Origin of the sequence: Enterobacter sp. AC1 (assembly GCF_050434705.1) — a bacterium.
Lineage (GTDB): Bacteria > Pseudomonadota > Gammaproteobacteria > Enterobacterales > Enterobacteriaceae > Enterobacter > Enterobacter cloacae_L.
This window is the reverse complement of record NZ_JBNDIZ010000011.1, coordinates 1-26027: the sequence shown is the minus strand read 5'-3', so window position 1 is coordinate 26027 and position 26027 is coordinate 1. Positions and strand designations below refer to the sequence as shown.

At 59.8% G+C, this 26027-nt stretch carries 25 protein-coding genes; 13 read left to right on the top strand and 12 right to left on the bottom strand.

The features are described from left to right. Positions 1-120: 120 nt before the first annotated feature. The 7 genes from recX to mltB form a co-directional block, all read right to left on the bottom strand. Positions 121-621 carry a recombination regulator RecX gene (gene recX, locus M2433_RS21830; protein ID WP_174340990.1) on the bottom strand — a complete coding sequence of 167 codons (501 nt, stop codon included), beginning with the start codon at positions 619-621 and terminating at the stop codon, positions 121-123. 69 nt (positions 622-690) lie between these two features. Beyond that, positions 691-1749 (bottom strand): recombinase RecA, encoded by a 1059-nt coding sequence (recA, locus tag M2433_RS21825; RefSeq protein ID WP_028014189.1) that lies wholly within the window; start codon positions 1747-1749, stop codon positions 691-693. Between the two features lie 89 nt (positions 1750-1838). Further along, positions 1839-2336 (bottom strand): nicotinamide-nucleotide amidase, encoded by a 498-nt coding sequence (gene pncC / locus M2433_RS21820; RefSeq protein WP_047348073.1) that lies wholly within the window; start codon positions 2334-2336, stop codon positions 1839-1841. A gap of 130 nt (positions 2337-2466) precedes the next feature. Then, positions 2467-3345 (bottom strand): metal ABC transporter substrate-binding protein, encoded by an 879-nt coding sequence (locus tag M2433_RS21815; protein ID WP_429057718.1) that lies wholly within the window; start codon positions 3343-3345, stop codon positions 2467-2469. Between the two features lie 14 nt (positions 3346-3359). Beyond that, positions 3360-4220, bottom strand: coding sequence for a metal ABC transporter permease (locus M2433_RS21810; RefSeq protein ID WP_429057720.1), 861 nt, complete (start codon positions 4218-4220; stop codon positions 3360-3362). Next, on the bottom strand, positions 4217-4870 hold the full coding sequence (locus M2433_RS21805) for a metal ABC transporter ATP-binding protein (protein WP_429057722.1): 654 nt from the start codon (positions 4868-4870) through the stop codon (positions 4217-4219). Before M2433_RS21805 ends, M2433_RS21810 begins: the two co-directional genes overlap by 4 nt. Positions 4871-5141: 271 nt before the next feature. Next, the gene (gene mltB, locus M2433_RS21800) at positions 5142-6242 is read right to left on the bottom strand and encodes a lytic murein transglycosylase B (RefSeq protein WP_429057724.1); all 1101 of its coding nucleotides are present in this window, start codon (positions 6240-6242) and stop codon (positions 5142-5144) included. A gap of 253 nt (positions 6243-6495) precedes the next feature. Here mltB and srlA point away from each other — a divergent pair, with 253 nt between their 5' ends. The 7 genes from srlA to gutQ all read left to right on the top strand — a co-directional run bounded on the left by srlA (position 6496) and on the right by gutQ (position 11406). Beyond that, complete coding sequence (srlA, locus tag M2433_RS21795; protein WP_023333189.1) at positions 6496-7059, top strand: PTS glucitol/sorbitol transporter subunit IIC; 564 nt, start codon at positions 6496-6498, stop codon at positions 7057-7059. Further along, entirely contained in the window at positions 7056-8015 is a 960-nt protein-coding gene (gene srlE, locus M2433_RS21790) for a PTS glucitol/sorbitol transporter subunit IIB (RefSeq protein WP_023308950.1), read from the top strand. The genes srlA and srlE overlap by 4 nt, the downstream gene beginning before the upstream one ends. Positions 8016-8027: 12 nt before the next feature. Further along, complete coding sequence (srlB, locus tag M2433_RS21785) at positions 8028-8390, top strand: PTS glucitol/sorbitol transporter subunit IIA (RefSeq protein ID WP_429057726.1); 363 nt, start codon at positions 8028-8030, stop codon at positions 8388-8390. Between the two features lie 14 nt (positions 8391-8404). Then, positions 8405-9184 (top strand): sorbitol-6-phosphate dehydrogenase, encoded by a 780-nt coding sequence (gene srlD / locus M2433_RS21780; protein ID WP_248191443.1) that lies wholly within the window; start codon positions 8405-8407, stop codon positions 9182-9184. A 67-nt stretch (positions 9185-9251) separates the two neighbouring features. Next, positions 9252-9611, top strand: coding sequence for a transcriptional regulator GutM (gutM, locus tag M2433_RS21775; protein ID WP_045286053.1), 360 nt, complete (start codon positions 9252-9254; stop codon positions 9609-9611). A gap of 63 nt (positions 9612-9674) precedes the next feature. Beyond that, the gene (srlR, locus tag M2433_RS21770; protein ID WP_028016820.1) at positions 9675-10448 is read left to right on the top strand and encodes a glucitol operon DNA-binding transcriptional repressor SrlR; all 774 of its coding nucleotides are present in this window, start codon (positions 9675-9677) and stop codon (positions 10446-10448) included. Then, positions 10441-11406 (top strand): arabinose-5-phosphate isomerase GutQ, encoded by a 966-nt coding sequence (gene gutQ, locus M2433_RS21765; protein WP_047348066.1) that lies wholly within the window; start codon positions 10441-10443, stop codon positions 11404-11406. Before srlR ends, gutQ begins: the two co-directional genes overlap by 8 nt. On the opposite strand, the gene norR is transcribed toward gutQ, so the two are convergent. Beyond that, positions 11399-12910 (bottom strand): nitric oxide reductase transcriptional regulator NorR, encoded by a 1512-nt coding sequence (gene norR, locus M2433_RS21760; protein ID WP_429057728.1) that lies wholly within the window; start codon positions 12908-12910, stop codon positions 11399-11401. The genes gutQ and norR overlap by 8 nt on opposite strands. A gap of 187 nt (positions 12911-13097) precedes the next feature. Here norR and norV point away from each other — a divergent pair, with 187 nt between their 5' ends. The 4 genes from norV to M2433_RS21740 all read left to right on the top strand — a co-directional run bounded on the left by norV (position 13098) and on the right by M2433_RS21740 (position 17900). After that, entirely contained in the window at positions 13098-14543 is a 1446-nt protein-coding gene (gene norV / locus M2433_RS21755; RefSeq protein WP_429057729.1) for an anaerobic nitric oxide reductase flavorubredoxin, read from the top strand. Continuing rightward, positions 14540-15673 (top strand): NADH:flavorubredoxin reductase NorW, encoded by a 1134-nt coding sequence (norW, locus tag M2433_RS21750; protein ID WP_429057730.1) that lies wholly within the window; start codon positions 14540-14542, stop codon positions 15671-15673. The genes norV and norW overlap by 4 nt, the downstream gene beginning before the upstream one ends. 244 nt (positions 15674-15917) lie before the next feature. Further along, a complete protein-coding gene (locus tag M2433_RS21745; protein WP_186437551.1) occupies positions 15918-16076 on the top strand; it encodes a hypothetical protein in 159 nt (52 codons plus the stop codon). Between the two features lie 159 nt (positions 16077-16235). Then, positions 16236-17900, top strand: coding sequence for an SgrR family transcriptional regulator (locus M2433_RS21740; RefSeq protein ID WP_429057732.1), 1665 nt, complete (start codon positions 16236-16238; stop codon positions 17898-17900). Here M2433_RS21740 and M2433_RS21735 read toward each other — a convergent pair. The 4 genes from M2433_RS21735 to M2433_RS21720 form a co-directional block, all read right to left on the bottom strand. Beyond that, entirely contained in the window at positions 17873-18895 is a 1023-nt protein-coding gene (locus tag M2433_RS21735) for a HoxN/HupN/NixA family nickel/cobalt transporter (RefSeq protein WP_047348059.1), read from the bottom strand. The genes M2433_RS21740 and M2433_RS21735 overlap by 28 nt on opposite strands. Position 18896: 1 nt before the next feature. Further along, a complete protein-coding gene (hypF, locus tag M2433_RS21730) occupies positions 18897-21113 on the bottom strand; it encodes a carbamoyltransferase HypF (protein WP_429057735.1) in 2217 nt (738 codons plus the stop codon). 6 nt (positions 21114-21119) lie between these two features. Beyond that, a complete protein-coding gene (gene hydN, locus M2433_RS21725) occupies positions 21120-21665 on the bottom strand; it encodes an electron transport protein HydN (protein ID WP_429057737.1) in 546 nt (181 codons plus the stop codon). Between the two features lie 134 nt (positions 21666-21799). After that, positions 21800-22813, bottom strand: coding sequence for a LacI family DNA-binding transcriptional regulator (locus M2433_RS21720; protein ID WP_234085020.1), 1014 nt, complete (start codon positions 22811-22813; stop codon positions 21800-21802). A 214-nt stretch (positions 22814-23027) separates the two neighbouring features. Here M2433_RS21720 and ascF point away from each other — a divergent pair, with 214 nt between their 5' ends. After that, positions 23028-24479 carry a PTS cellobiose/arbutin/salicin transporter subunit IIBC gene (gene ascF, locus M2433_RS21715; protein ID WP_429057739.1) on the top strand — a complete coding sequence of 484 codons (1452 nt, stop codon included), beginning with the start codon at positions 23028-23030 and terminating at the stop codon, positions 24477-24479. Positions 24480-24497: 18 nt separating this feature from the next. Continuing rightward, positions 24498-25922, top strand: coding sequence for a 6-phospho-beta-glucosidase (locus M2433_RS21710; RefSeq protein WP_429057741.1), 1425 nt, complete (start codon positions 24498-24500; stop codon positions 25920-25922). The last annotated feature ends 105 nt before the right edge of the window (positions 25923-26027 follow it).

Sequence of the window (26027 nt, the reverse complement as noted above, 5' to 3'; positions counted from 1 at the left end):
AATCAAGCTAACGAAATGTCGTAGCCAGCCTGTATCGGTAAACCGTTGGACAGACCAGCTACTGGAAAAAGTGGGAATAAGATAAGTTTTCTTGGGTGGGAAGTAAAATCCCGCATGCGTTCAATCGGCAAAATTACGCCAGATATCCTGAATATCTTCCATCAGAAAGCCGCGGTAGAGCAAAAAGCGTTGGATTTTGACTTTTTCTGAAAATTCACGCGGCAGCGGTTCGCCGTATTTCCGAATCGCCTGTTCTTTTGCCAATTCGCACCAGTCGGTATCGCATTCGCGCATCGCTTTTTCAATCGATTCACGGGCAACCCCTTTCTGGTTCAGCTCCTGCCGAATGCGCGCGGGCCCGTATCCTTTGCGGCCACGGCTGGCGAGAAAGCGGGAAGCAAAGCGCTCGTCGTCAAGATAGTGATGCTCATAGCACCAGGCGATCACGCGGTCGTAATCTTCCGCCGTGGCATCAATCTCTTCCGGTCCGTTTTTGCTCATCACGGGTGCAGACAGTTTTCGCCGTAGCTCTTGTTCGCTGTGGTCACGCACGGCAAGGATGCGCACCGCACGGTCCAGTAAGCGCGCGTAGGCGGGTCGACGTGATGTGGATTCACTCATAAAAAAACCTGCAGATTCAGAAATGCAAAAAGGGCCGCATCAGCAGCCCTTCATCTTTACACGAGAGACTTAAAAGTCTTCGTTGGTTTCTTCAGCATCCGCGGCGTCCACCACGAAATCAGGTTTGGAGTCCTGGTTATTCAGCAGAAGCTCACGCACCTTCTTCTCAATCTCTTTCGCTGCAGCCGGGTTCTCTTTCAGCCAGGAGATAGCATTCGCTTTACCCTGACCAATCTTGTCTCCGTTGTAGCTGTACCAGGCGCCCGCTTTTTCAATCAGCTTTTCTTTCACGCCCAGGTCAACCAGCTCGCCGAGGAAGTTGATGCCTTCGCCGTAGAGGATCTGGAACTCAGCCTGTTTAAACGGCGCGGCGATTTTGTTCTTCACAACCTTCACGCGGGTTTCGCTACCGACCACGTTCTCGCCCTCTTTCACCGCGCCGATACGGCGGATATCCAGACGGACAGAGGCGTAGAATTTCAGGGCGTTACCACCGGTAGTGGTTTCCGGGTTACCGAACATCACACCAATTTTCATACGGATCTGGTTGATGAAGATCAGCAGCGTGTTGGACTGCTTCAGGTTACCGGCCAGCTTACGCATCGCCTGGCTCATCATACGTGCCGCGAGGCCCATGTGAGAGTCACCGATTTCACCTTCGATTTCCGCTTTTGGCGTCAGTGCCGCAACGGAGTCGACGATGATCACGTCAACCGCACCAGAACGCGCCAGCGCGTCACAAATTTCCAGTGCCTGCTCGCCGGTATCCGGCTGGGAACACAGCAGGTTGTCGATATCAACACCCAGCTTACGGGCATAGACAGGGTCCAGCGCGTGCTCAGCATCGATAAACGCACAGGTTTTACCTTCGCGCTGCGCCGCTGCAACAACCTGCAGGGTCAGGGTGGTTTTACCCGAGGATTCCGGTCCGTAGATTTCTACGATACGGCCCATCGGCAAACCGCCAGCGCCCAGTGCGATATCCAGAGAAAGCGAACCGGTGGAGATAGTTTCCACGTCCATGGAACGGTCTTCACCCAGGCGCATGATGGAGCCTTTACCGAATTGCTTTTCGATCTGGCCCAGTGCTGCCGCCAACGCTTTCTGTTTGTTTTCGTCGATAGCCATTATTACTCCTGTCATGCCGGGAGAAGCGACTGTGCTTCACCGTGGATTTCTGTTCTGTTGGTGCAATTATACTGTATGGTCATACAGTATCAAGTGTTTTGTAGAAATTGTTGCCAGAGCGTTTTTAACGCATAAACGGTAGCCTGACGGCGCACGCTTTCGCGATCGCCGCTAAAGCACTCCCGGCGGGTGATTCCCTCTCCTCTGGAGGTGGCAAACCCAAACCATACGGTGCCGACAGGCTTCACGTCGCTGCCGCCGTCCGGACCTGCGATGCCGCTAATGGAAATCGCGTAATCTGCCCGCGCCTCTTTGAGCGCACCAATGGCCATCTCGATCACCACCGGTTCGCTGACCGCACCATGCTGTTCAAGCGTGGATTCGCGTACGCCAATCATCTGTGCTTTAGCTTCGTTACTGTAGGTCACAAAGCCACGTTCAAACCAGGCGGAACTGCCGGCAATATCGGTAATCGCTTTCGCTACCCAGCCGCCGGTACAGGACTCTGCGGTGGTTATCGTCGCACCACGTTGCTTAAGCGCCAGGCCAACTATCTCGCTCAGCTGCATCAATTCATGGTCAGTCATTCTCGCTCCAGGCATCAGAAAAACGTGCTGCACAAGATAGCACTTTCTCATCAGATATGGGGATACGCTTCAGGTTTTACGAGGGGGCTTCAGAAAAAAGCCGGTGCGGGCGCACCGGCCTGGAAGAACGCTATTTCATGCTGTCAGCGAGGGTATTCACGTTGTGGCGAAACGCCTTAACGTAGGTGTCTGCCACCCCGCCTTTTGCCGACAGCGCTTCCGGGTAAAGTTCTCCCCCTGGCTGAGCGCCCGTCGCCGCCGCAATTTGTTTCACCAGCCGCGGATCGAGCTGATTTTCCATAAACCAGGTTTTCACGCCGTCAGCTTTAATCTGATTGATGATCTCAGCCACCTGCGCCGCGCTGGCCTCGCTCTCAGACGACAGTCCCTGCGGCGCCATAAATCTTACGCCGTAGGCGCGGCTGAAATAGCCGAACGCGTCATGGCTGGTCAGCACGTTACGCTTCGCCTGCGGGATCTGGCTAAAGCGCGTTTTGGCCCAGCCATCCAGCTGCGTCAGCTGCGCGATATACGGCTTACCGGTAGCCTCGAGCGCCGCTTTATCTTGCGGATCGGCTTTCACCAGCCCGTTCAGAATATTTTGTGCATACAGCGCCCCGTTCGCCGCGCTGTTCCACGCGTGCGGATCGGTCACGGTTTTGCCCTCTTCCTCCAGGGTGTGGGTTTTCACCCCGGTCGACGCCACCACTAGCTGTCCTTTAAACCCGGAGGCCTTCACCAGGCGGTCGAGCCAGCCCTCCAGACCCAGACCGTTCACTACCACCACATCAGCCTTGCTCAGCGCCGCGCTGTCTTTCGGTGACGGCTCGAAGGTATGAGGATCGCCGTCCGGCCCCACCAGCGTCGTCACGTTCACGCGATCGCCGCCCACCTCCTGCGTGATATCCCCCAATATCGAAAAGCTGGTGACCACATTCAGCGTTTTCGCCATCACGCCGTGTGACATCATCCCCAGCGCGAGCGTCACTGCTAATCCTGTACGTTTCATCGTTTCCCCTTGCGTTAAAAAAGCGCGCGCAGGCTGCCTGCGAGCCTGCTTCGCGTCCCCAGTAAAATGGAAATAAAAAACAGCGCGCTGGCGGTGAGCACGATGGATGGCCCGGCAGGCAAACTCATTGCCCAGGAGAGGCTCAGCCCCAGCCACGCGCAGAAAATACCGCTGATGCCCGCCATCAGGAGCAACCCCGGCAGCGTGCGCACCCAGCAGCGGGCCGCCACGGCCGGCAGCATCATCAGCCCGACGGCCATTAGCGTACCGAGGACCTGAAAACCGGCCACCAGGTTAAGCACCAGCAGCGCCAGAAACAGTCCGTGCAGCAGGCCAGGCAGCCAGCGAGCGTTCACCTGGAGCCAGGCGGTATCAAACGCTTCCGTGACCAGCCCGCGATAGAAAATCGCCAGCGTGATAAGGGTGAACATGCAAACGCCCGTGACGAACAGCGCGGCGTCGTTGTCCACGGCGAGGATGGATCCAAACAGCAGATGCAGCAGATCGACATTCGACCCGCGAAGCGACACCAGCGTGACGCCCAGCGCCAGTGAGCCAAGGTAAAACCCGGCAAAGCTGGCATCCTCTTTAAGCGGCGTGCGTCGGCTGACCAGACCGGCCATCAGCGCTACGGTAATTCCCGCGATAAAACCGCCAGTACTCATTGCCAGCAGCGACATGCCGCTGAGCAGGTATCCCGCGGCGACACCCGGCAAAATGGCGTGAGAAAGCGCGTCGCCCATCAGGCTCATGCGACGCAGCTGCAGAAACACGCCGAGCGCGGTGATGCTGACGGAAAGCGCCAGGCAAACCACCAGCGCGCGGCGCATAAAGCCGTACTCAATAAACGGCTGAAAAAAAAGATGCCAGATCATGCCACCCTCACCCGTTCGGTTTTCCACTGGGGAACGTCAGCATCCAGCCGTAAGGTTTGCGGGAAGTGGCGCGACACGCGCTCGCTGTCGTGCAGTACCGCGAGCAGCGTTTGCCCCTGCATATACATCTCCAGCATCAAATCCATTAACACGTTGCAGGTGGCTTCATCGACGCCGGTAAAGGGCTCATCGAGCATTACCAGCGGCGCCTGCTGCACCAGGACGCGGGCAAACAGCATGCGCTGAAACTGGCCGCCGGAGAGTTCATCGAGGGTGGATAACGCCAAGGATTCCAGCCCGACGCGCTCCAGCGCGCTCCTGATGCGCAACCGCGTTTCGCGGCGAAACCCGGAAAAAAGCGATATGCGCGGCCAGCAGCCCATGCTGACGACGTCCTGTACGGTCAGCGGAAACTGTGCCTCCAGCGCGTGACGCTGTGCCAGCCAGCCGATTACCGGGCGCTTTCCCTGCCAGCGGAAGCCGCCGCTCACGGGAGGAATAAACCCCGCCAGCGTTTTCAGCAGCGTGGATTTCCCGCAGCCGTTAGCGCCGATAATGGCGGTCATGCTTCCCCGTTCGATCACGCCCGAAAGAGGACGCGTAACCGGCTGGCGGTCATAGCCCGCCGTGAGCGCATTCATCACTATCATGGCAATGCCACCGCCCAGCGCACGGCCAGCCCGATGAAAACAACAAGTACCAGCGCCAGCAAAAGCCGAACCGGCGCAGAGAGAGAGAAAAGGGACATTGACATCTCGATACCACATTAAATGTTATAACATAACAATAATGAAAGGCGATTGAGTTGTAAATGGCGCGTTTGAAAAGGGAGTGTGGCGAAATGTTTCTGAAAAACCTGGATGGGCGCGGGTTGCCCTCACCCCAGCCCTCTCCCAAAGGGAGAGGGAGGAATAAGACAACTTACTGACTAAACGGCGACGCTGCCGGCACGCGGGCCTGAGACACCGCCAGCCCCAGCTGCCACACGGCCATTGCGTAGTGGGTGCTGTGGTTATAACGGGTAATGGTGTAGAAGTTCGGCATGCCGTACCAGTACTGATAGCCGGTTCCCACGTCCAGGCGCAGCAGGCTCACCTGGTCAACATTGCCCAGCGGCTGGGTTGGCGTTAAGCCCGCCGCCGTCAGCTGTGCGACGCTATATTTGGTTTTGAAGCCGTTTTCCAGGCCAAACGCCTCGCCATTTGCCTGAACGGCAACCTGACCACCCGGCGTCCAGCCGTGCGCTTTGAAGTAGTTCGCCACGCTGCCGATGGCATCCACCGGATCCCACAGGTTGATATGACCATCCCCGTTAAAGTCGACGGCGTACTGCTTATAGGAGGACGGCATAAACTGGCCGTAGCCCATCGCGCCGGCAAACGACCCTTTCAGATCCAGCGGGTCGTCCTTTTCGTTGCGCGCCATCAGCAGGAAGGTTTCCAGCTCGGAAGAGAAATATTCCGCGCGGCGCGGGTAGTTAAAGGAGAGCGTCGCCAGCGCGTCGAGGATGCGGGTTTTCCCCATCACGCGGCCCCAGCGGGTTTCAACGCCGATAATCCCGACGATGATTTCAGGCGGTACGCCGTACACCTGCCACGCGCGGTTGAGCGCATCTTCATACTGATTCCAGAACGCCACGCCGTTTTGCACGTTGTCCGGGGTAATAAACTGTTTGCGATAGCGCAGCCACGCTCCGTTCGGCCCGCTCGGCACCTGAGCCGTCGGCGCCTGCCTGTCCATCAGGCGCAGCACGTAGTCCAGACGCTTGGCCTGCGACAAAATTTCGTGCAGCTGCTGTCTGTCAAAGCCGTGTTTGCTCACCATTTTATCGATGAACTGCTCGGCCGCCGGGTTATTCGCGAAGTCGCCGCCCATCTGCATCATATTGTGCTGCGGCTCCAGCAGGAATCCCCCGGAAGGCGCGCCCGCCGTTTGCTGAACGGCTTCGGTCTTAGGTTTGCTGCTACAGGCAGACAGCAGAATAAGCGCAGGCAACAGCGCTGCATAACGACGCTTGAACATGAGACATCCATTTAACGGGTTCGATAAGAACCCAGTATGGTAAAGCATCCGCAACACCTCAAGGAAGCGGTACGCACCTCCCCAACGCAAATCCGCCCTTTTTTCCACCGAAAACCATTCACTCCATCAATTAACTTTCAAAATAATCCATTTTTCTTTCATTGTGAGATCTAACTAACACTTTAAAACCTTTCAAAGTGATTATTATTAACCGCAGTCAGACAAAAACAAAAAAGCCCCACAGGAGAGAAGAATGATAGAAACCATCACCCATGGCGCCGAGTGGTTCATCGGGCTGTTTCAGAAAGGCGGAGAAGTGTTCACCGGCATGGTGACCGGGATCCTGCCCCTGCTGATCAGCCTGCTGGTGATCATGAACGCGCTGATTAACTTTATCGGCCAGCAGCGCATTGAACGCTTCGCCCAGCGCTGCGCCGGGAACCCGCTGTCCCGCTACCTGGTTTTACCCTTCATCGGCACCTTCGTGTTCTGCAACCCGATGACCTTAAGCCTCGGTCGCTTCATGCCGGAAAAGTACAAGCCGAGCTATTACGCCGCCGCCTCCTACAGCTGCCATTCCATGAACGGCCTGTTCCCGCACATCAACCCCGGCGAGCTGTTTGTCTATCTCGGGATCGCCAGCGGACTCACCACCCTTGGCCTGCCGCTCGGCCCGCTGGCGGTGAGCTATCTGCTGGTTGGTCTGGTGACCAACTTCTTCCGCGGCTGGGTGACGGACCTCACCACCGCCATTTTCGAGAAGAAAATGGGCATTCAGCTTGAACAAAAAGTCCATCTTTCAGGAGCCACAGCATGAACCGGATCCGCATTGAGAAAGGCACGGGCGGCTGGGGCGGCCCGCTGGAGTTCGACGCCACCGAAGGCAAAAAGATCGTTTACATCACCGCGGGCACGCGCCCGGCGATCGTTGACAGGCTGCGCGAGCTGACCGGCTGGGAAGCGGTCGACGGCTTCAAGGAAGGCGAACCGCCGGAGGCGGAAATCGGCGTGGCGGTCATCGACTGCGGCGGCACGCTGCGCTGCGGCATCTATCCGAAGCGTCGTATTCCGACGGTGAATATTCACTCCACCGGAAAATCTGGCCCGCTGGCGCAGTACATCCTTGAAGACATTTATGTCTCGGGCGTGAAGGAGGACAACATCACTCTAGTGAATGGCACTGCCGCGCCGCAAAAAGCGGCACCGCGCGAGTACGACACCAGCAAGAAGATCACCGAACAGAGCGACGGGCTGCTGGCGAAGGTCGGGATGGGCATGGGGTCCGCCGTGGCGGTGCTCTTCCAGTCCGGGCGCGACACCATCGACACGGTGCTGAAAACCATCCTGCCGTTTATGGCGTTCGTCTCGGCGCTCATCGGCATCATCATGGCGTCCGGCCTGGGCGACTGGATTGCCCACGGCCTCGCCCCGCTCGCCAGCCACCCGCTCGGGCTGGTGACGCTGGCGCTGATCTGCTCCTTCCCGCTGCTGTCGCCGTTCCTCGGCCCGGGCGCGGTGATTGCCCAGGTCATCGGCGTGCTGATTGGCGTGCAGATCGGCCTGGGCAACATTCCCCCGCACCTCGCCCTGCCCGCCCTGTTTGCCATTAACGCGCAGGCGGCGTGCGACTTCATCCCGGTTGGTTTGTCGCTGGCCGAAGCGCGGCAGGACACCGTGCGCGTGGGCGTACCGTCCGTCCTGGTCAGCCGCTTCCTGACGGGCGCACCGACGGTGCTGATTGCCTGGTTTGTCTCCGGCTTTATCTATCAATAAGAGGTTCCTGCCATGACCGTGATTTACCAGACCACCATTACCCGCATCGGCCAGAGCGCCGCCGACGCGCTGAGCGACCAGATGCTGATCACTTTCCGGGAAGGCGCCCCGGCGGATATCGAAGAGTTTTGTTTTATCCACTGCCACGGCGAGCTTAACGGTGAGCTGAAGGCAGGAAGCCTGCTTGAGCTGGGAGAGGCGCGCTATGCCGTGACCGCCGTCGGCGACGTGGCCGAGCAAAACCTGCGCGAGCTGGGCCACATCACCCTGCGTTTTGACGGCCAGCCGCAGGCGGAGTATCCCGGTACGGTTCACGTGGCGGGCCCGGTTCCGCAGGCTGTGATCCCAGGCTGCACGTTAAAATTTGTTGCGTAATTAAGGAGATACACATGAGTCAGGTTGCCGTTGTCATTGGTGGGGGACAAACCTTAGGCGAGTTCCTCTGCCGTGGGCTTGCCGCAGAGGGTTACCGCGTGGCGGTAGTGGACATTCAGAGTGAAAAAGCCGCCCGCGTGGCGGATACCATCAACACCGAGTTTGGTGAGGGGATGGCGTACGGCTTTGGTGCCGACGCCACCAGCGAGCAGAGCGTGATGGCGCTGGCCCGCGGCGTGGACGAGATTTTTGGGCGTACCGATCTGCTGGTCTACAGCGCGGGGATTGCGAAAGCGGCCTTTATCAGCGATTTCGCGCTGGGGGATTTTGACCGCTCGCTGCAGGTGAACCTGGTGGGCTATTTCCTCTGCGCCCGCGAGTTTTCCCGTCTGATGATCCGCGACGGCATTCAGGGGCGCATCATTCAGATCAACTCAAAATCAGGGAAGGTGGGCAGCAAGCACAACTCCGGCTACAGCGCGGCGAAGTTTGGCGGCGTGGGGCTGACGCAGTCTCTGGCGCTGGATCTGGCCGAATACGGTATTACCGTTCACTCGCTGATGCTGGGCAACCTGCTGAAATCGCCGATGTTCCAGTCCCTGCTGCCGCAGTACGCCACCAAGCTTGGCATCAAAGCGGACGAGGTGGAGCAGTACTATATCGATAAAGTGCCGCTCAAGCGCGGGTGCGACTATCAGGACGTGCTGAACATGCTGCTGTTTTACGCCAGCCCGAAAGCGTCTTACTGCACCGGACAGTCGATTAACGTCACCGGCGGGCAGGTGATGTTCTGATCGAGCGGCCTGATGCCCTCACCCTAACCCTCTCCCACCGGGAGAGGGAACATAATAAGGAGCCGATATGGTCACCGCACTCATCACCGTCGCCGCCCTCGCCTGGATCTGCCAGATGGCGTTTGGCGGCTGGCAGATCCACCAGTTTAACCGCGCGTTTGACGCCCTGTGTCAGAAAGGCCGCGTGGGCGTCGGGCGTTCCGGCGGACGCTTCAAACCGCGGGTCGTCGTCGCCGTGGCGCTGGATGAAAATAATAACGTCTGCGATTCGCTCATCATGCGCGGCATGACGGTCTTCGCGCGACCGGTGAAAATCCAGGCAATTAACGGCATTTCGCTGCAGGAATTGCGGCCTGATGTGATCTTTCCCCATGATCCACTCTGTCAGAATGCACTATCATTAGCGCTTAATCTGAAACATGGATAATTTCGTTGTGAAAGCTATAGACTTGCGAAATTATCATTTCGCAACCTAAGGAACGAAGCGCCTATGAAACCTCGTCAGCGGCAGGCGGCCATTCTTGAGCATCTGCAAAAGCAGGGAAAATGCTCGGTAGACGATCTGGCCCACTACTTTGACACCACCGGCACAACAATACGCAAGGATCTGGTATTGCTCGAAAACTCTGGCGCCGTCATTCGAACCTACGGCGGCGTGGTGCTCAATAAGGACGAAGCGGACCCGCCTATCGATCACAAAACGCTGATCAACACCCACCAGAAGGCGCTGATCGCCGAAGCGGCGGTGAAATTTATCCACGATGGCGACTCCATTATCCTTGACGCCGGCAGCACCGTCCTGCAGATGATCCCCCTGCTCAGCCGCTTTAATAACATCACGGTGATGACCAACAGCCTGCACATCGTCAACGCCCTGTCGGAGTTTGACAGCGAACAGACCATCCTGATGCCCGGCGGTACCTTCCGTAAAAAATCCGCATCGTTTCACGGCCAGCTGGCGGAGAACGCCTTCGACCACTTCAGCTTCGATAAACTGTTTATGGGCACTGACGGCATCGACCTGAACGCGGGCGTTACCACCTTCAACGAGGTGTTCAGCGTCAGCAAAGCGATGTGCAACGCCGCGCGGGAAGTGATTCTGATGGCGGACTCGTCGAAGTTTGGCCGCAAAAGTCCCAACATTGTCTGTAGCCTGGAGAGCGTCGACAAGCTGATTACCGACGCGGGTATCGACCCGGCGTTCAAAAAAGCGCTGGAAGAAAAAGGCATCGACGTGATCGTAACCGGAGAGAAAGATGAGTGATTTTCTGTTAAACGCGGGCCGCCAGACCCTGATGCTGGAGCTGCAGGAAGCCAGCCGCCTGCCGGAGCGCCTGGGCGAGGAGTTTGTTCGCGCGGCCAACACCATTATTCACTGCGAAGGAAAGGTGATTGTCTCCGGGATCGGGAAATCCGGCCATATTGGCAAAAAGATCGCCGCGACGCTGGCCAGCACCGGAACGCCTGCTTTCTTCGTGCATCCGGCGGAAGCGCTGCACGGCGATCTGGGAATGATTGAAAGCCGCGACGTGATGCTGTTTATCTCCTACTCCGGCTCGGCGAAAGAGCTGGATCTCATTATTCCGCGCCTGCAGGAAAAGTCGGTCGCTCTGCTGGCGATGACCGGGAAGTCCCGCTCGCCGCTGGCGCTGGCCGCCAAAGCGACGCTGGACATTTCCGTCGAGCGCGAAGCCTGCCCGATGCACCTCGCCCCGACCTCCAGCACCGTTAACACCCTGATGATGGGCGACGCACTGGCGATGGCGGTGATGCAGGCGCGCGGCTTTAACGAAGAAGATTTTGCCCGTTCGCATCCGGCGGGGGCACTCGGCGCGAGGCTGCTCAATAAAGTGCATCACCTGATGCGCACCGACGATGCCATTCCGCAGGTTAAACTCGACACCAGCGTCATGGACGCGATGCTGGAGCTCAGCCGCACCGGCCTGGGCCTGGTGGCGGTTTGCGACAGCGACGGCTTCGTGAAGGGCGTCTTTACCGACGGCGACCTGCGCCGCTGGCTGGTGGGCGGCGGCAGGCTGGAAGCGCGGGTTTCGGAAGCGATGACCCAGGGCGGGCTGACGCTGAACGCCGAGAGCCGCGCCATTGAGGCCAAAGAGAGTCTGATGAAGCGTAAAATCACCGCCGCGCCGGTGGTGGATGACGCCGGCAGGCTGTGCGGCGCCATTAACCTGCAGGATTTCTACCAGGCCGGGATTATTTAAGCCCCAGACGCTTCGCCAGCCGGTGCAGGTTGGCGACGTCCATCTCCAGCGCCCGCGCGCACGCCGCCCAGCTGCGGTTGTTCTGCTCCAGCGCGCGGGTAATCATCTGGCGCTGGAACGCTTCCGTCGCCTCGCGCAGGTTCTCATTGGCACTCTCTGGCTCACGCTGGGCCACCGCCTGTACGGCGTCATCATGCAACGCAAAATGACGCGCGTGGATCACCACCTCATCACCCGAACGCGTTGCCCGCGCCAGCACCACCGCGCGGTAAATCGCATGCTCCAGCTCGCGCACGTTGCCCGGCCAGCCGTAGCTCAGCAGATGCGCTCTCGCCCCCGGGCTTAACACCACGCGGGAAAGCCCCATCCTGAGACGGCACTGCTCACAGAAAAAGCCCGCCAGCAGCAGCACGTCGTCCCCGCGCTCGCGGAGCGGCGGCACGGTAAGCGGGAACACGCTCAGGCGGTGGAACAGGTCAGCGCGGAAGTTCCCGGCCAGTACCTCTTCACGCAGGTCGCGGTTCGTCGCCGCCAGCACGCGCACGTCCACTCTGTGGCTGCGGTCATCCCCCACGCGCTGGATATCGCCGTACTGCAACACGCGCAGGAGCTTGGCCTGTAACGACAGGGAAAGCTCACCAATCTCATCCAGAAACAGCGTGCCGTTATCGGCCATTTCAAACTTGCCGCTGCGGTTGCTGATGGCCCCGGTAAACGCCCCTTTGACGTGGCCAAACAGCTCGCTTTCCGCCACGCTCTCCGGCAGCGCGGCGCAGTTGAGGTACACCAGCGGGTTCACCGCGCGCGGCGAGGCTTCGTGAATGGACTTTGCCACCAGCTCTTTACCTGTGCCGGTTTCCCCGAAGATCAGCACGTTCAAATCGGAGGCGGCGACGATCTCAATCTCTTTTTTGAGCTGCGCCATGCCCGGCGAAAGGCCAATCATCTCCGTATGCGCCACCTGCTCAAACGCCGCCGGGCTGCCGGGAAGAATGTTCTGGCTCTCCAGCTGTTCAATCAGCAGGGCGTTGTTCAGCGCCCCGGCGGCCAGCGCGGCAATCAGGCGCAGCTCTTCGTCGCTGAAGGTGTCGAACTGGTCCGGCGACATGCCGTCGAGCGTCAGCGCCCCAATCAGGTTTTGCCCGGCAAACAGCGGCAGGCCGATACAGGCGTGCACCTTCAGGCTCTCCTGGCCCGGAATAAGCCCGTCGTACGGGTCGGGCAAATCGCTGTCCGCCGGGAAACGCACCACGTCCCCGGCCCGGGCGATGGTCTCCAGCCGCGGATGACCTTCAAGGGTAAAACGCCGCCCGAGAACGTCTCTGGACAGCCCGTCGATAGCCAGCGGAATAAACTGTCGCCCCTCGTAGCGCAGCAGCGCCGAGGCATCGCATGCCAGCACGTGGCGCAGCGTGGAGATCAGCCGCTGAAAGCGGTCCTGATGGCCGATGCCGGTTTGCAGTTCAATGGCGATCTTCGCCAGCACGTCTACGGAAAAGCTCATGTCTGCCTCGCTGTCATTTTGACAATGCATGTTGTCATATTGACTGCAATATGAATAGTCATAATGACTACCCATTAAGAGTCATAAAAATAATAATCCAGTAAAATCAATAGAATAAAAGTTGGCACGCAACTTGATATAAGCAAACCATCTTATTTGAAAAACGCGATATTACGCTGAGGTTGCTATGTCTATTCTGGTTAAAAATAACATTCATTGGGTTGGTCAACGTGACTGGGAAGTACGCGACTTCCACGGGACGGAGTACAAAACGCTGCGCGGCAGCAGCTACAACAGCTATCTCATCCGGGAAGGTAAAAACGTGCTGATCGATACCGTCGATCACAAATTCAGCCGCGAGTTCGTGCAGAACCTGCGCAGCGAAATCGATCTCGACGCCATCGACTACATCATCATCAACCATGCGGAAGAGGACCACGCCGGCGCGCTGACCGAGCTGATGTCTTACATTCCGAACACGCCGATCTACTGCACCACCAACGCCATCGACTCGATCAACGGTCACCACCACCATCCGGAGTGGAATTTCCACACCGTGAAAACCGGTGACGCCCTGGATATCGGCAACGGCAAACAGCTGATCTTCGTGGAAACCCCGATGCTGCACTGGCCGGACAGCATGATGACCTACATGACCGGCGACGCGGTGCTGTTCAGCAATGACGCCTTCGGCCAGCACTACTGCGACGAGCGCCTGTTCAACGACGAAGTGGATCAGACCGAACTGTTCGAACAGTGCCAGCGCTACTACGCCAACATCCTGACCCCGTTCAGCCGCCTGGTGACGCCAAAAATCACCGAGATCCTCGGCTTTAACCTGCCGGTGGATATGATTGCCACCTCCCACGGCGTGGTGTGGCGAGAGAACCCGACCCAGATCGTCGAGCTGTACCTGAAGTGGGCGGCGGACTATCAGGAAGACCGCATCACGATCTTCTACGACACCATGTCCAACAACACCCGCATGATGGCGGACGCCATTGCCCAGGGCATCAACGAAGTGGATCCGAACGTGGCGGTGAAAATCTTCAACGTGGCGCGCAGCGATAAAAACGAAATCCTCACCAACGTTTTCCGCTCTAAAGGCGTGCTGGTGGGTACCTCCACCATGAACAACGTGATGATGCCGAAAATTGCCGGTCTGGTAGAAGAGATGACCGGCCTGCGCTTCCGTAACAAACGCGCCAGCGCCTTTGGCTCTCACGGCTGGAGCGGCGGCGCGGTAGACCGTCTCTCCACCCGCTTACAGGATGCGGGCTTTGAGATGTCCATGAGCCTGAAGGCCAAGTGGCGCCCGGATATCGACGCCCTGGAGATCTGCCGCCAGCACGGCCGCGATATTGCCCGTCAGTGGGCGCTTGCACCGCTTCCGGAAGCCGCACCCGCCGCGGCCCCAGCGCCTGAAGCGACCGCCTGTGAATCTGCCGCCGCCGATCTCGGCCCACGCATGCAGTGCAGCGTCTGCCAGTGGATCTACGACCCAGAGCTGGGCGAGCCGCTGCAGGACGTTGCGCCAGGCACGCCGTGGAGTGACGTGCCGGACAACTTCCTCTGCCCGGAATGTTCCCTCGGTAAAGACGTCTTTGATGAACTGGGTACGGAGGCAAAATGAATAACGGCATCGTCATCATCGGCTCGGGCTTTGCCGCCCGCCAGCTGGTGAAAAACATCCGCAAGCAGGATGCTAACGTGCCGCTGACGGTGATTGCTGCCGACAGCATGGACGAGTACAACAAGCCTGATTTGAGCCACGTCATCAGCCAGAATCAGCGCGCCGAAGATCTCACCCGCCAGACGGCGGGGGAGTTCGCGGAACAGTTTAACCTGCGTCTGTTTCCGTACACCTGGGTTACCGATATCGACGCCGCCGCGCACGTGGTGAAAGCGAAGGAGAAAACCTGGCAGTACGACAAGCTGGTGCTGGCCACGGGAGCCTCTGCTTTCGTGCCGCCGGTTGAAGGCCGCGAGCTGATGATAACGCTCAACAGCCAGCAGGAGTATCAAGCCAGCGAAACCCTGTTACGCGATGCTAAGCGCGTAATGATTGTCGGCGGCGGCCTGATTGGCACCGAGCTGGCGATGGATTTCTGCCGGGCAGGCAAGGCCGTTACCCTGGTTGACCATGCGGCGAGCATTCTGTCGGCGCTGATGCCCGCAGAGGTTAGCAGCCGCCTGCAGCATCGTTTGACCGACATGGGCGTCCATCTGCTGCTCAAATCGCAGCTGCAGAGCCTCGCTAAAACCGAAGGCGGCATTCGCGCATCGCTTGACGGCGGCCGCAGCGTTGAGGTGGATGTCGTGGTTGCCGCGACGGGGCTGCGTCCGGAAACCGCGCTGGCTCACCGTGCCGGCGCGGAAACACACCGCGGCGTAAAGGTAGATAGCTACCTGCAAACCACGCAGCCCGATATTTACGCGCTGGGGGACTGCGCCGAAATTAACGTTCAGGTGCTGCCCTTTTTACAGCCGATTCAATTAAGTGCGATGTATCTGGCGAAAAACCTGCTCGGCGGCAGCGCGCCGCTGAAATTACCCGCCATGCTGGTTAAAGTCAAAACGCCGGAATTACCGCTGCATCTTGCCGGTGAAACCCAGCGTAAGGATCTGAACTGGCAAATCACCCTCGAGCCGGAAGGCATGGTCGCGCGAGGCGCGGATAACGAGGGCCAGATGCGCGCTTTTGTCGTCAGTGAAGACCGGATGAAGGAGGCTTTCGCCCTGCTGAAATCGCTGCCCGCTTAACCCGCAGCCTCCTGCCCCCCTTACTTAACCTTTGGATTTTATTGTCCGCGGCCCCGCTGTCCCGGGGCTTTTTTTTGCGCATTCTATTCATCAAATAAATGCAAAACAGATAAATCATCGTTATTCATCCCTAATTTATTATTTCCATTAATATTTAAATGCGGAACAGCTGAAAAACATCACCCTGTTTTATTATTCGCATCCGGCTTACGCTGAAAAGGCATTAATCAGCCGGAGGCGAATCATGGCGACTTTTAATAAAGAACTCAATTATCTTTCTCGTTATTTTGAGCAGACGAAAAATGCGGAACACATTTTATTCCGCTGGCTTTATTTGAGCCCGGAGGCGCGCATTGAGCGTCTGCGTGAATTGATAGAACCGGTAAGTAAACCTGAGCAGTAATTGCCGAGTGGCGCGACGCTTACCCAGCCTAAAAAGCCCGTAGGCCCGCGCAAGCGTCGCGCCGTCGGGCAAAAAACCGGAACACTTTATTCATCCCGGCCTTATTTATTCCGCAAAAAGCCCTACACTCTCAGCATCCTTCTTTTCCGGCATGCCGCTATGCGCCAGCTTCAGAAAATCCGTCAGTATCAACGGCTTTATCAGCACTATGGCGCAGCGCCAGCGCCCACGACTATCGCGGAAGTCGCGGAGGTTGCGCTGTGCAGCGAACGCCATGCGCGCACCCTGCTGCGCCAGCTCGCGCAAAGCGGCTGGCTAAGCTGGAGCGCCCAGCCGGGACGCGGGCATCGCGCCATCCTGCACTGCCTGACGACCACCAGCGAGCTGAGCGCGCCGCTGATGCACGCCTGCCTGGAGAAAGGTGATTACCAGAGCGCGCTGCAGCTGGCCGACGGCGACCCCGCCAGCCTGCACCACATCATCACCCCGTTTTTAGGCGGTAAATGGCTTAAGCACCAGCCGACGCTGCGCATTCCGTGGCACCGCCCGCTCTCGTCGCTGCACCCGGCCCTTCAGCGCCGCCGCGCCGAACAGCATATTATCTGCGCGGTTCACGCGGGGCTAACGCGCTACGCGCCCGGCCACCCGCAGCCGGTCGCGGATTTAGCCCATCACTGGGATACCCGCGACGACATGCGCTGCTGGCATTTTTATCTGCGCAGCGGCGCGCACTGGCACAACGGGCAAGCCATCAGCGATGAGGATATTCTCGCCGCGCTGCACCAGCTGCTGGCCGATCCGGCGCGCAGCGCGGGGCTCGCGCACGTTCATCAGGTGTCGCTTGTCGCCCCCTGGTGTCTGGAGATCGTCCTCAGCGCGCCCGATGCCATGCTGGCGCATCGTCTCGCGCATCACGCCTGTCGTCTGCCGCATCCGCAGCAGCCTGATATCGGCGCGGGCCCTTTTGCTATTGCCCATCACCACTCGCATTACCTGCGCCTTGAGCGTCAGCCTTGGTACTTTGCGGCGCACCCGCTGCTGCATGCGATAGAGTTCTGGCGCACCCGCAGCGAGGCGGAAAAACCCGCGTGGATCACCGTGGGTAAAGGAGAAAACGCCCTGGAGTCCGTCACCTCCACCAGCGGAGGATTCGCCTGGCTGATGCTGAACGTCGGGCTGCCGCAGCCGCTGGCCGCCTGGCTGCGTCAGGAGATTCAGCACATTAATCAGCAGTACGTCCGCCGGGACGATATCGACACCCGCACCGAAGTTCTGCCAGGCATCGCGACGCCCGCGTTTCCGAAGGTCCCCGACGTCACCCTTCCCGCCACCCTGTCGCTGGTCTGCTACCACGCGCCGGGACTGTGCGATCTGGCCAGCATGCTGCAAGCGCGCCTGAAAAAGCGCGGCTGTGAGGTCATCATCCGCTGGAAAGACCGTGAGGCGTGGCATGCCCCCGACGCGCTGGCGCAGGCGGATATCTTACTCGGGGATTATCTGGCGGGCGAGGTGCCGGAGTTTGCGCTGGCAGAGTGGTTTACGGAAGAGCCCGCATGGGCCACCGCGCTGGGGCAGGCCCCGTGGCAAAAAGCGAAGCAGACGCTGATGGCCTATTGCGAAAGCGAAGAGAGCCTGCGAACGCATCTGCCCGCCTTCTTTCAGCGCCTGCTCGAAAGCGGCGCCTTCACGCCGCTGTTCCACTACCGCTATCGTCTTAACACCCTGGAAAACGTGCAGGGCATTGTGCTGACCGCCAGCGGCTGGCTTGATTTTACCCGCGCCTGGCTGCCGCCGGCTCAGGAGCGCACCACCAGCGCGTCATAGCCGCGCCAGCGGTAGTTGACCATGGAGATCAGCCAGCAGGCGACAAACAGCCCGACCACCACAAACCCGGCGTTGCCCAGGTTGTCGTTCACCGCGCCAATCACATCCCAGACGCCGCCGCTGAGGTCGAATTTATCCATCAGCAGACCCAGCGCTTCCAGCCCGCCGATAAACAGCGCCACCACCACGGAGGTGCCGGTAATGGTCATGTTGTAGTAGAGCTTGCGCTGCGGCTTGTTAAACGCCCAGCCGTACGCCCCCACCATCAGCAAATTGTCGAGGGTATCGACCAGCGCCATGCCGCTCGCGAAGAGCGCCGGGAAGATCATGATTGCCCAGACCGACATCCCGTGAGAGGCGCTGGCGGCAGAAATGCCCAACACGCCAATCTCGGTCGCGGTATCAAACCCCAGGCCAAACAGAAAACCGACCAGGTACATCTGCCAGCTTTTATTCACCAGGCGGAACGTCGCGCCGAACAGCCAGTTCATCACTCCGCCCTGCGCCGGGAGCGTGACGTCTCCCTGCACCGGCCTGCCGTTTTTCAGCGCCTGGAAACTACGCCAGACGCCGCGCAGGATCACCATGTTCACCAGCGCCATTGCCAGCAGAAAGGTCGCCGACACCGCCGTGCCAATCAGGCTGCCGGTCTCGTGAAACCACGCCATATTCTTCTGAAACGCCGTGGCGGTCGCGGCAATGGCAATGGAGGCCAGCACCACGATAGTGGAATGTCCCAGCGAGAACCACGCCCCCACGCCAGACGGGCGTTTCCCCTGCTGCATCATCTTACGCGTCACGGTATCAATGGCTGCAATGTGGTCGGCATCCACCGCATGACGCAGCCCGTAGCACCAGGCCAGCAGGCTTGCCGCCATCAGCGCCGTGCTGTCGCTGAAGGTGCGCCATGCCCATCCCCAGGCCAGCAGGTTTGCCATTACCAGAGCCAGCAGCAGAAGCGCGGCGCGAGGTTCATTGCGTAAAAGTCGTAACATTTTAAATCCTTTTTGAACATGACCGGGCAGCGGCGATCGCCGCCTGCCCAAAGGAGATCGCTCCGTCGCCTGCAGGCAGGCGCGAAGGAAAAAGAAGCGTAAAGTCAGAAAGATAATGGCGCAGGCGCGCGCGCAGCAGACGGTTGTGTAACACGCCGCCGCTGAGGCAGATTGTCGAAAGCGATAAGCGCCGGGCATGGAACGCGGCGAGTTCCGCCAGCCCTTTTGCCAGCGCATCGTGAAACGCCCAGGCGCGCGCGCTGGGTTCCGCCCGCCAGTTCAGCCACTGCTGCCAGAATTGCGCGAGGTTATCCGCGTCCAGCGTCACGGGATGGTCGACACCCGCGCACTGGGATGCCAGCGCTTCCAGACGGCAGGCCGCTTCGCCTTCCCAGGTTTGCGTGTCGATACCCAGCGCGCAGGCAACCGCATCAAACAGGCGACCGCACGACGAGGCCCGCGGCGCGTTGACGCCGCGCTGGATAGCCGTCGCCAGCAGCGGCCAGTTCTGGCACTGTACCGCGCGCGTTTCCGGGTATTGCTGCCAGTCAGGGACAAACGCCAGACAGTGGGCGAGCAGGTTGCGCCACGGCTGCCGCGCCGCGAGATCGCCGCCCGGCAGCGCAACGGCAGGCAGCCCGCCCAGATGCTCGCACGCGAGATAGTTCACCCGCAGGCACTCACCACCCCACAGCGCGCCGTTCTCGCCCATGCCGATCCCGTCCAGCGTGAGGGCGATAGCGTCTCCACCCTCACGCGGCCAGCCGTTTTCGGCCAGGCACGCCGCCGCGTGGGCGTGATGGTGCAGCACGGTTTCAACCGGCAGCCCCTGCTCCTGCGCCCATTGCCGGGTGTGGTAGCCGGGGTGGGCGTCGCACACCACGCGCTGCGGCTGAAAGGCGTAGATCTGCTGCATTACCGCCAGCGCCGAACGCCACTGCGCCTCGACGCCGTCGTCAGCGAGATCGCCAAAGTGCTGGCTCAGTACCGCCTGGTTCCCGCGCACCAGGCAGAAGGTATTCTTCATCTCCGCGCCGGTAGCCAACATGGCGGGGATATCGTCAAACCCTGCCGGCAGCGTGACGGCATCCGGCACAAAGCCGCGCGCGCGGCGCAGCACTGCCCCGTCCCGATCCAGCACCGAATCATCCATTCTCTGCACGATGTCGCGGTTGTGCAGCAGGAAGCCGTCCGCAATCTCGCCGAGCTCTTCCAGCGCCTGCTCGTTGGTTATGGCAGGCGGACGACCGCTGAGGTTGCCCGACGTCATCACCAGCGGATGCCGGCAGTCCTGCATCAGTAAATGATGCAGCGGGTTAGCGGGCAGCATGATGCCTAACGCATCCAGACCCGGCGCGATGCCGTCGGGAAATGCGGGCAGCCAGGCTTTCGGCGTGAGTACGATGGGCGCAGCGGGTGAGCCGAGCAGCGTCTGAATCGACGCGGGTAACGCGTCGGCATTCGGGATCATCACCGCCAGCGGTTTACCCGGACGCTGCTTGCGCGAGCGAAGCGTCGCGACCGCCTGGGGATCCCGTGCGTCACAGGCGAGGTGAAAGCCCCCCAGCCCTTTAATGGCGACAATACCGCCGTTTTTCAGCGTCTTCACCGCCGCGCTCAGCGCAGCCTCACCGGCAGCAGTGACGTCGCCCGCCCGCCACGCAAGCGCCGGCCCGCAGTCCGGGCAGGCGACCGGCTGGGCGTGAAAACGTCGGTCGGCAGGGTTGCGGTACTCCGCTTCACACGGCGCGCAGAGCGGGAATGCCGCCATCGACGTCGCCGGGCGGTCATAGGGCATGGCGCGAATAATGGTGAAACGCGGCCCGCAGTGGGTGCAGTTGATAAACGGGTAGCGATAGCGGCGCTCGCGCGGATCGCGCATTTCAGCCAGGCACGCCGGACAGGTGGCGGCATCCGGCACAATCTGGGTGTCCATCGCCCCGCCCGCGCTGTGGCGGATGGTAAAGTCCTTCGGCACGTGCGCCCAGGTGAACGGCTGCGCTTCAACGCGATCAATGCGTGCCAGCGGCGGGCAGTCCTGATGCAGCCTCGCGGTAAAGGCCCCCCCATTACCCGCGAGGCGCACCAGCACGCCCTCTCCGTCATTGCAGACATCGCCTGCAAGCTGAAGCGCCTGCGCCAGCTGCCAGACGAAGGGCCGAAACCCCACGCCCTGCACCTTGCCGCGCACCCGCAGCTGTACGCCGTTACTGCACATGACGGCTCAGAACAGCAGCGATGAGGAGGTGTCGAACGCCGCGCGACGGCGCTTTTCGGCGCTCATCTGCTCAAGCTTGTCGCGATCCACGCAGACCAGCGCGTGCGTCGGGCAGGCTTCCATGCAGGCCGGGCCTGAATCGCGGTGGTAACAGAGGTCACATTTGTTGGCTTCGGCTTTCTCCGCGCGCACGCTCAGCCCCATGCCGCTGTTGCGGACCACCGGACGGACCACCACCTCCATCGCGCCGTACGGACAGGCGACCACGCAGGTTTTGCAGCCAATGCAGCGCTCCTGCATCACGTGCAGAAAGCCTTTCTCGCGTTTAATCGCCCCGTTCGGGCAGACGTTCGCGCACGGGGCGTCTTCGCACTGTCGACAGATGGCGGCGGTGGAAATATTCACGCCTTTGATGACGTGGATGCGCGGCAGGAAGGTGTCAGGGGTAAGCGACGCGCAATCCTGCTCTGCCTGATGGGAAACCACGCACGCCACTTCACAGGTACGGCAGCCAATACACTTACTGGCATCGGCCATAATAAAACGGTTCATCTGCTTCTCCAGCATTACAGTTATGCGCGGAGATATTCATAAACCGTGCCAATTATTAACCTATTGATTTAAAGCGATTTTAAAAATCACAGCGGCGCTGTCATCGTCACTTATGACGATGACAGCTGTCGACATCAGCGGTGCGGGCCGTCAATAACCGAGTCGCGCAGGACAAGCTCGCCGGAGAAGGTTTGCTGATATTTGAACTCACCGCCGTCGAGCATGAAGATCAGGCGGCTAATGGTTTCCTGGATCATCTCCGTCACCGGGATGCGAACGCTGGAGAGCGACGGCACGATGTAAGGCGCGATGGCCACGTCGTCAAAACCGATCACCGATACCGCGTCCGGGGTGGCAACGCCGCTGTCGTGCAGCTGCTTCATCGCGCCAATCGCCATATCGTCATTGCTCGCCACCAGCGCCGTAAAGCGCTCGCCGCGCGCAAGCAGTTCGGTCACCGCCGTCGCGCCGCTGGCGGGGTTCCACTTCCCCTGCGCGATCAGCCCCTCGCGCAGCGGAATACCGTGCTGCGCCAGCGCGTCTTTGTAGCCGGAAAGACGCTCAACCCCGGTCGGCGAATCCAGCGAGCCGGTAATAAACGCGATGTCCCGGTGGCCTTTCGCAATCAGCTGCGCCACCGCGTCCTGGCTGGAGGCTTTATGATCGGACCAGACGCTGTGGCTGCTGTTTTTCCGCAGGCGGCGGTTGAGCACCATGATGGGCTGCTCGCACTTCTCGACGATCTCATCCATCTCTTCCACGCTCAGGAAACGCGGGTAGATAATCACCGCGTCGCAGCGCATATCAAGCAGGTACTGGATCGCCTCGCGCTCTTCGTCCGCGCTGTGCTTGCCGTCCGCGAGGATCAGCTGCCGCCCTTTCTCTTCCGTCATGCGCGCGGCGTGAAACAGCAGTTCGCTAAAGTAAACGCCGTGATAAAGGGTGTTCGTCACCACCAGCCCCAGCGTCTGGGTACGCTTGGTCGCCAGGTTGCGCGCCAGTAAATTCGGGCGATAGCCGCTCTCTTCAATGGCCTGAAACACCCGGTCTTTGGTCTCCTGGCTGACGTAGCCATTTCCCGACAGCACCCGGGAGACCGTCGCTTTCGAAACGCCTGCCCGCTTCGCCACTTCAAGCATCGTGGTCATGTTGTTAATCCGTCTGCCTCTGATGATGCGCAGTGTACTGCACCGCGGGGAAATTGTCGCAGCGGCGAAATCACGCTTTTAGCACCCCATTGCGATCCGCATCACGAAACGAAAAAATGGTCAAAAAGCGATCTTGTTTCATTCATAAAAACTCATGATGATTATGTGGAACCGGTTTCCTACATTTCTCACAACGATAACAGGATCACATCCGATGGCCAAAAATTACGCCGCGCTGGCGAACGACGTTGTCAGCGCGCTGGGCGGCAAAGAGAACATTGTCGCCGTCACCCACTGCATGACGCGTCTACGCTTCGTCCTGAAAGACGAAAGCCTTACCGATGCCGCGCGCCTGAAAAGCATCAGCGGCGTGCTCGGCGTGGTACGCAATGACAACCAGTGTCAGGTCATTATTGGCAACACCGTTTCTCAGGCGTACCGCGAGGTGGTGAGCCTGCTGCCAGGCAGCCTGCAGCCTGCTGTACCGGAAGGCCCGCAGAAACTGACATTACGCCGCATCGGCGCCGGGATCCTCGACGCGCTGATCGGTACCATGTCCCCGCTGATCCCGGCGATCATTGGCGGCTCGATGGTCAAGCTGCTGGCGATGATCCTTGAGATGACCGGCGTGCTGCCAAAAGGCGCGCCGACGCTCACCATTTTGACCGTCATCGGCGACGGCGCGTTCTTCTTCCTGCCGCTGATGGTGGCGGCCTCGGCGGCGGTGAAGTTCAAAACCAACATGTCGCTGGCGATAGCCATTGCGGGCGTGCTGGTCCACCCGAGCTTTATCGAGCTGATGGCGAAAGCCGCGCAGGGCGAGCACGTTGAGTTCGCCTTTATCCCGGTGACGGCGGTGAAATACACCTACACCGTCATCCCCGCGCTGGTGATGACCTGGTGCCTCTCTTATATCGAACGCTGGGTGGATCGCATTACGCCGGCGGTAACGAAAAACTTCCTCAAGCCGATGCTGATCGTGCTGATTGCCGCCCCGCTCGCTATCGTGCTGATTGGGCCGCTGGGCATCTGGATCGGTAGCGCCATCTCCGCGCTGGTTTACACCATTCACGGCTATCTGGGCTGGCTCTCCGTCGCCATTATGGGCGCGCTGTGGCCGCTGCTGGTGATGACCGGGATGCACCGCGTCTTTACGCCAACTATCATTCAGACCATTGCCGAAACGGGCAAAGAGGGGATGGTGATGCCGTCAGAAATCGGCGCCAACCTGTCGCTCGGCGGTTCGTCGCTGGCGGTGGCGTGGAAAACGAAAAACCCGGAGCTGCGCCAGACGGCGCTGGCGGCGGCAGCTTCCGCCATTATGGCGGGGATCTCTGAACCGGCGCTGTACGGTGTGGCAATACGCCTGAAGCGTCCGCTGATTGCGAGCCTGATCAGCGGCTTTATCTGCGGCGCGGTAGCCGGCATCGCGGGTCTTGCCAGCCACTCGATGGCGGCGCCTGGACTGTTTACCAGCGTGCAGTTCTTTGACCCGGCGAACCCGATGACCATCGTCTGGGTGTTTGGCGTGATGGGGCTGGCAGTGGTGCTGTCGTTTGTTCTGACCCTGATACTCGGTTTTGAAGATATCCCGGTTGAAGACCACGCCGAAAAAGCGCGCGCCCTGCAGACCGCACCGGCCCAGAGCAAAGCGGCACAAGCATAAATTGAAAGCGAGGTAAGAATGTCTGTTTTTCCACAAGGATTTTTATGGGGCGGCGCGCTTGCCGCTAACCAGAGTGAAGGGGCTTACCGTGAAGGCGGCAAAGGGCTGACGACGGTCGATATGATCCCCCACGGCGCGAATCGCCTGGCGGTGAAGCTCGGTAAGGAAAAGCGTTTTTCGCTGCGTGACGACGAGTTCTACCCGAGCCACGAGGCGATTGATTTTTACCATCGCTATAAAGAAGACATCGCCCTGATGGCGGAGATGGGCTTTACGGTGTTCCGCACCTCGATTGCCTGGAGCCGCCTCTACCCGAACGGCGACGAACCGCTGCCGAATAAGGAGGGCATTGCCTTCTACCGCGCGGTGTTCGAAGAGTGCAGAAAGTACAACATCGAGCCGCTGGTGACGCTCTGCCACTTCGACGTCCCCATGCACCTGGTGACGGAGTACGGCTCCTGGCGCAACCGCAAGATGGTCGATTTCTTCGCCCGCTACGCCCGCACCTGCTTTGAGGAGTTTAACGGGCTGGTGAAATACTGGCTGACCTTTAACGAAATCAACATCATGCTGCACAGCCCGTTCTCCGGCGCGGGGCTGGTTTTCGAGGAAGGTGAAAACGAAGATCAGGTGAAATACCAGGCCGCGCACCACGAACTGGTGGCAAGCGCGTTGGCGACCAAAATCGCCCACGAGGTGAACCCGGAAAACCAGGTGGGCTGCATGCTGGCGGGCGGCAATTTCTACCCGTACTCCTGCAAGCCGGAAGACGTGTGGATGGCGCTGGAGAAAGACCGCGAGAACCTGTTCTTTATCGACGTGCAGGCGCGCGGCCGCTATCCGGCCTACTCCACCCGCGTGTTCCGCGAGAAAGGCGTGGTGATTGTCAAAGACCCGGGCGACGATGAACTGCTGAAAAACACCGTCGATTTTGTCTCATTCAGCTATTACGCCTCGCGCTGCGCGTCGGCAGACATGAACGCGGGCAACACCAGCGCGGCGAACATCGTGAAGTCCCTGCGCAACCCGCACATTCAGGTGAGCGAGTGGGGCTGGGGCATCGACCCGCTAGGCCTGCGCATCACCATGAACATGATGTACGATCGCTACCAGAAGCCGCTGTTCCTGGTGGAAAACGGGCTCGGGGCGAAGGACGAGATCGACGCGCATGGCGAGATTAACGACGACTACCGCATCAGCTACCTGCGCGAGCATATCCGCGCGATGGGCGACGCGATTGAGGACGGCGTGCCGCTGATGGGCTACACCACCTGGGGCTGTATCGACCTGGTGTCGGCCTCAACGGGCGAAATGAGCAAGCGCTACGGGTTTGTGTACGTTGACCGGGACGACGCCGGAAACGGCACGCTGGACCGCAAGCGCAAGAAGTCGTTCGGGTGGTATAAGAAGGTGATAGCGAGTAACGGGGCGGATCTGGAGTAACCTGTGCTTACCCCTCACCCTAACCCTCTCCCCATGTACGGTCCGGGGACATGGTAGACAGGTGTTCGGGGACATGGTGAACACTTTTTAACATCCTTTACCCAT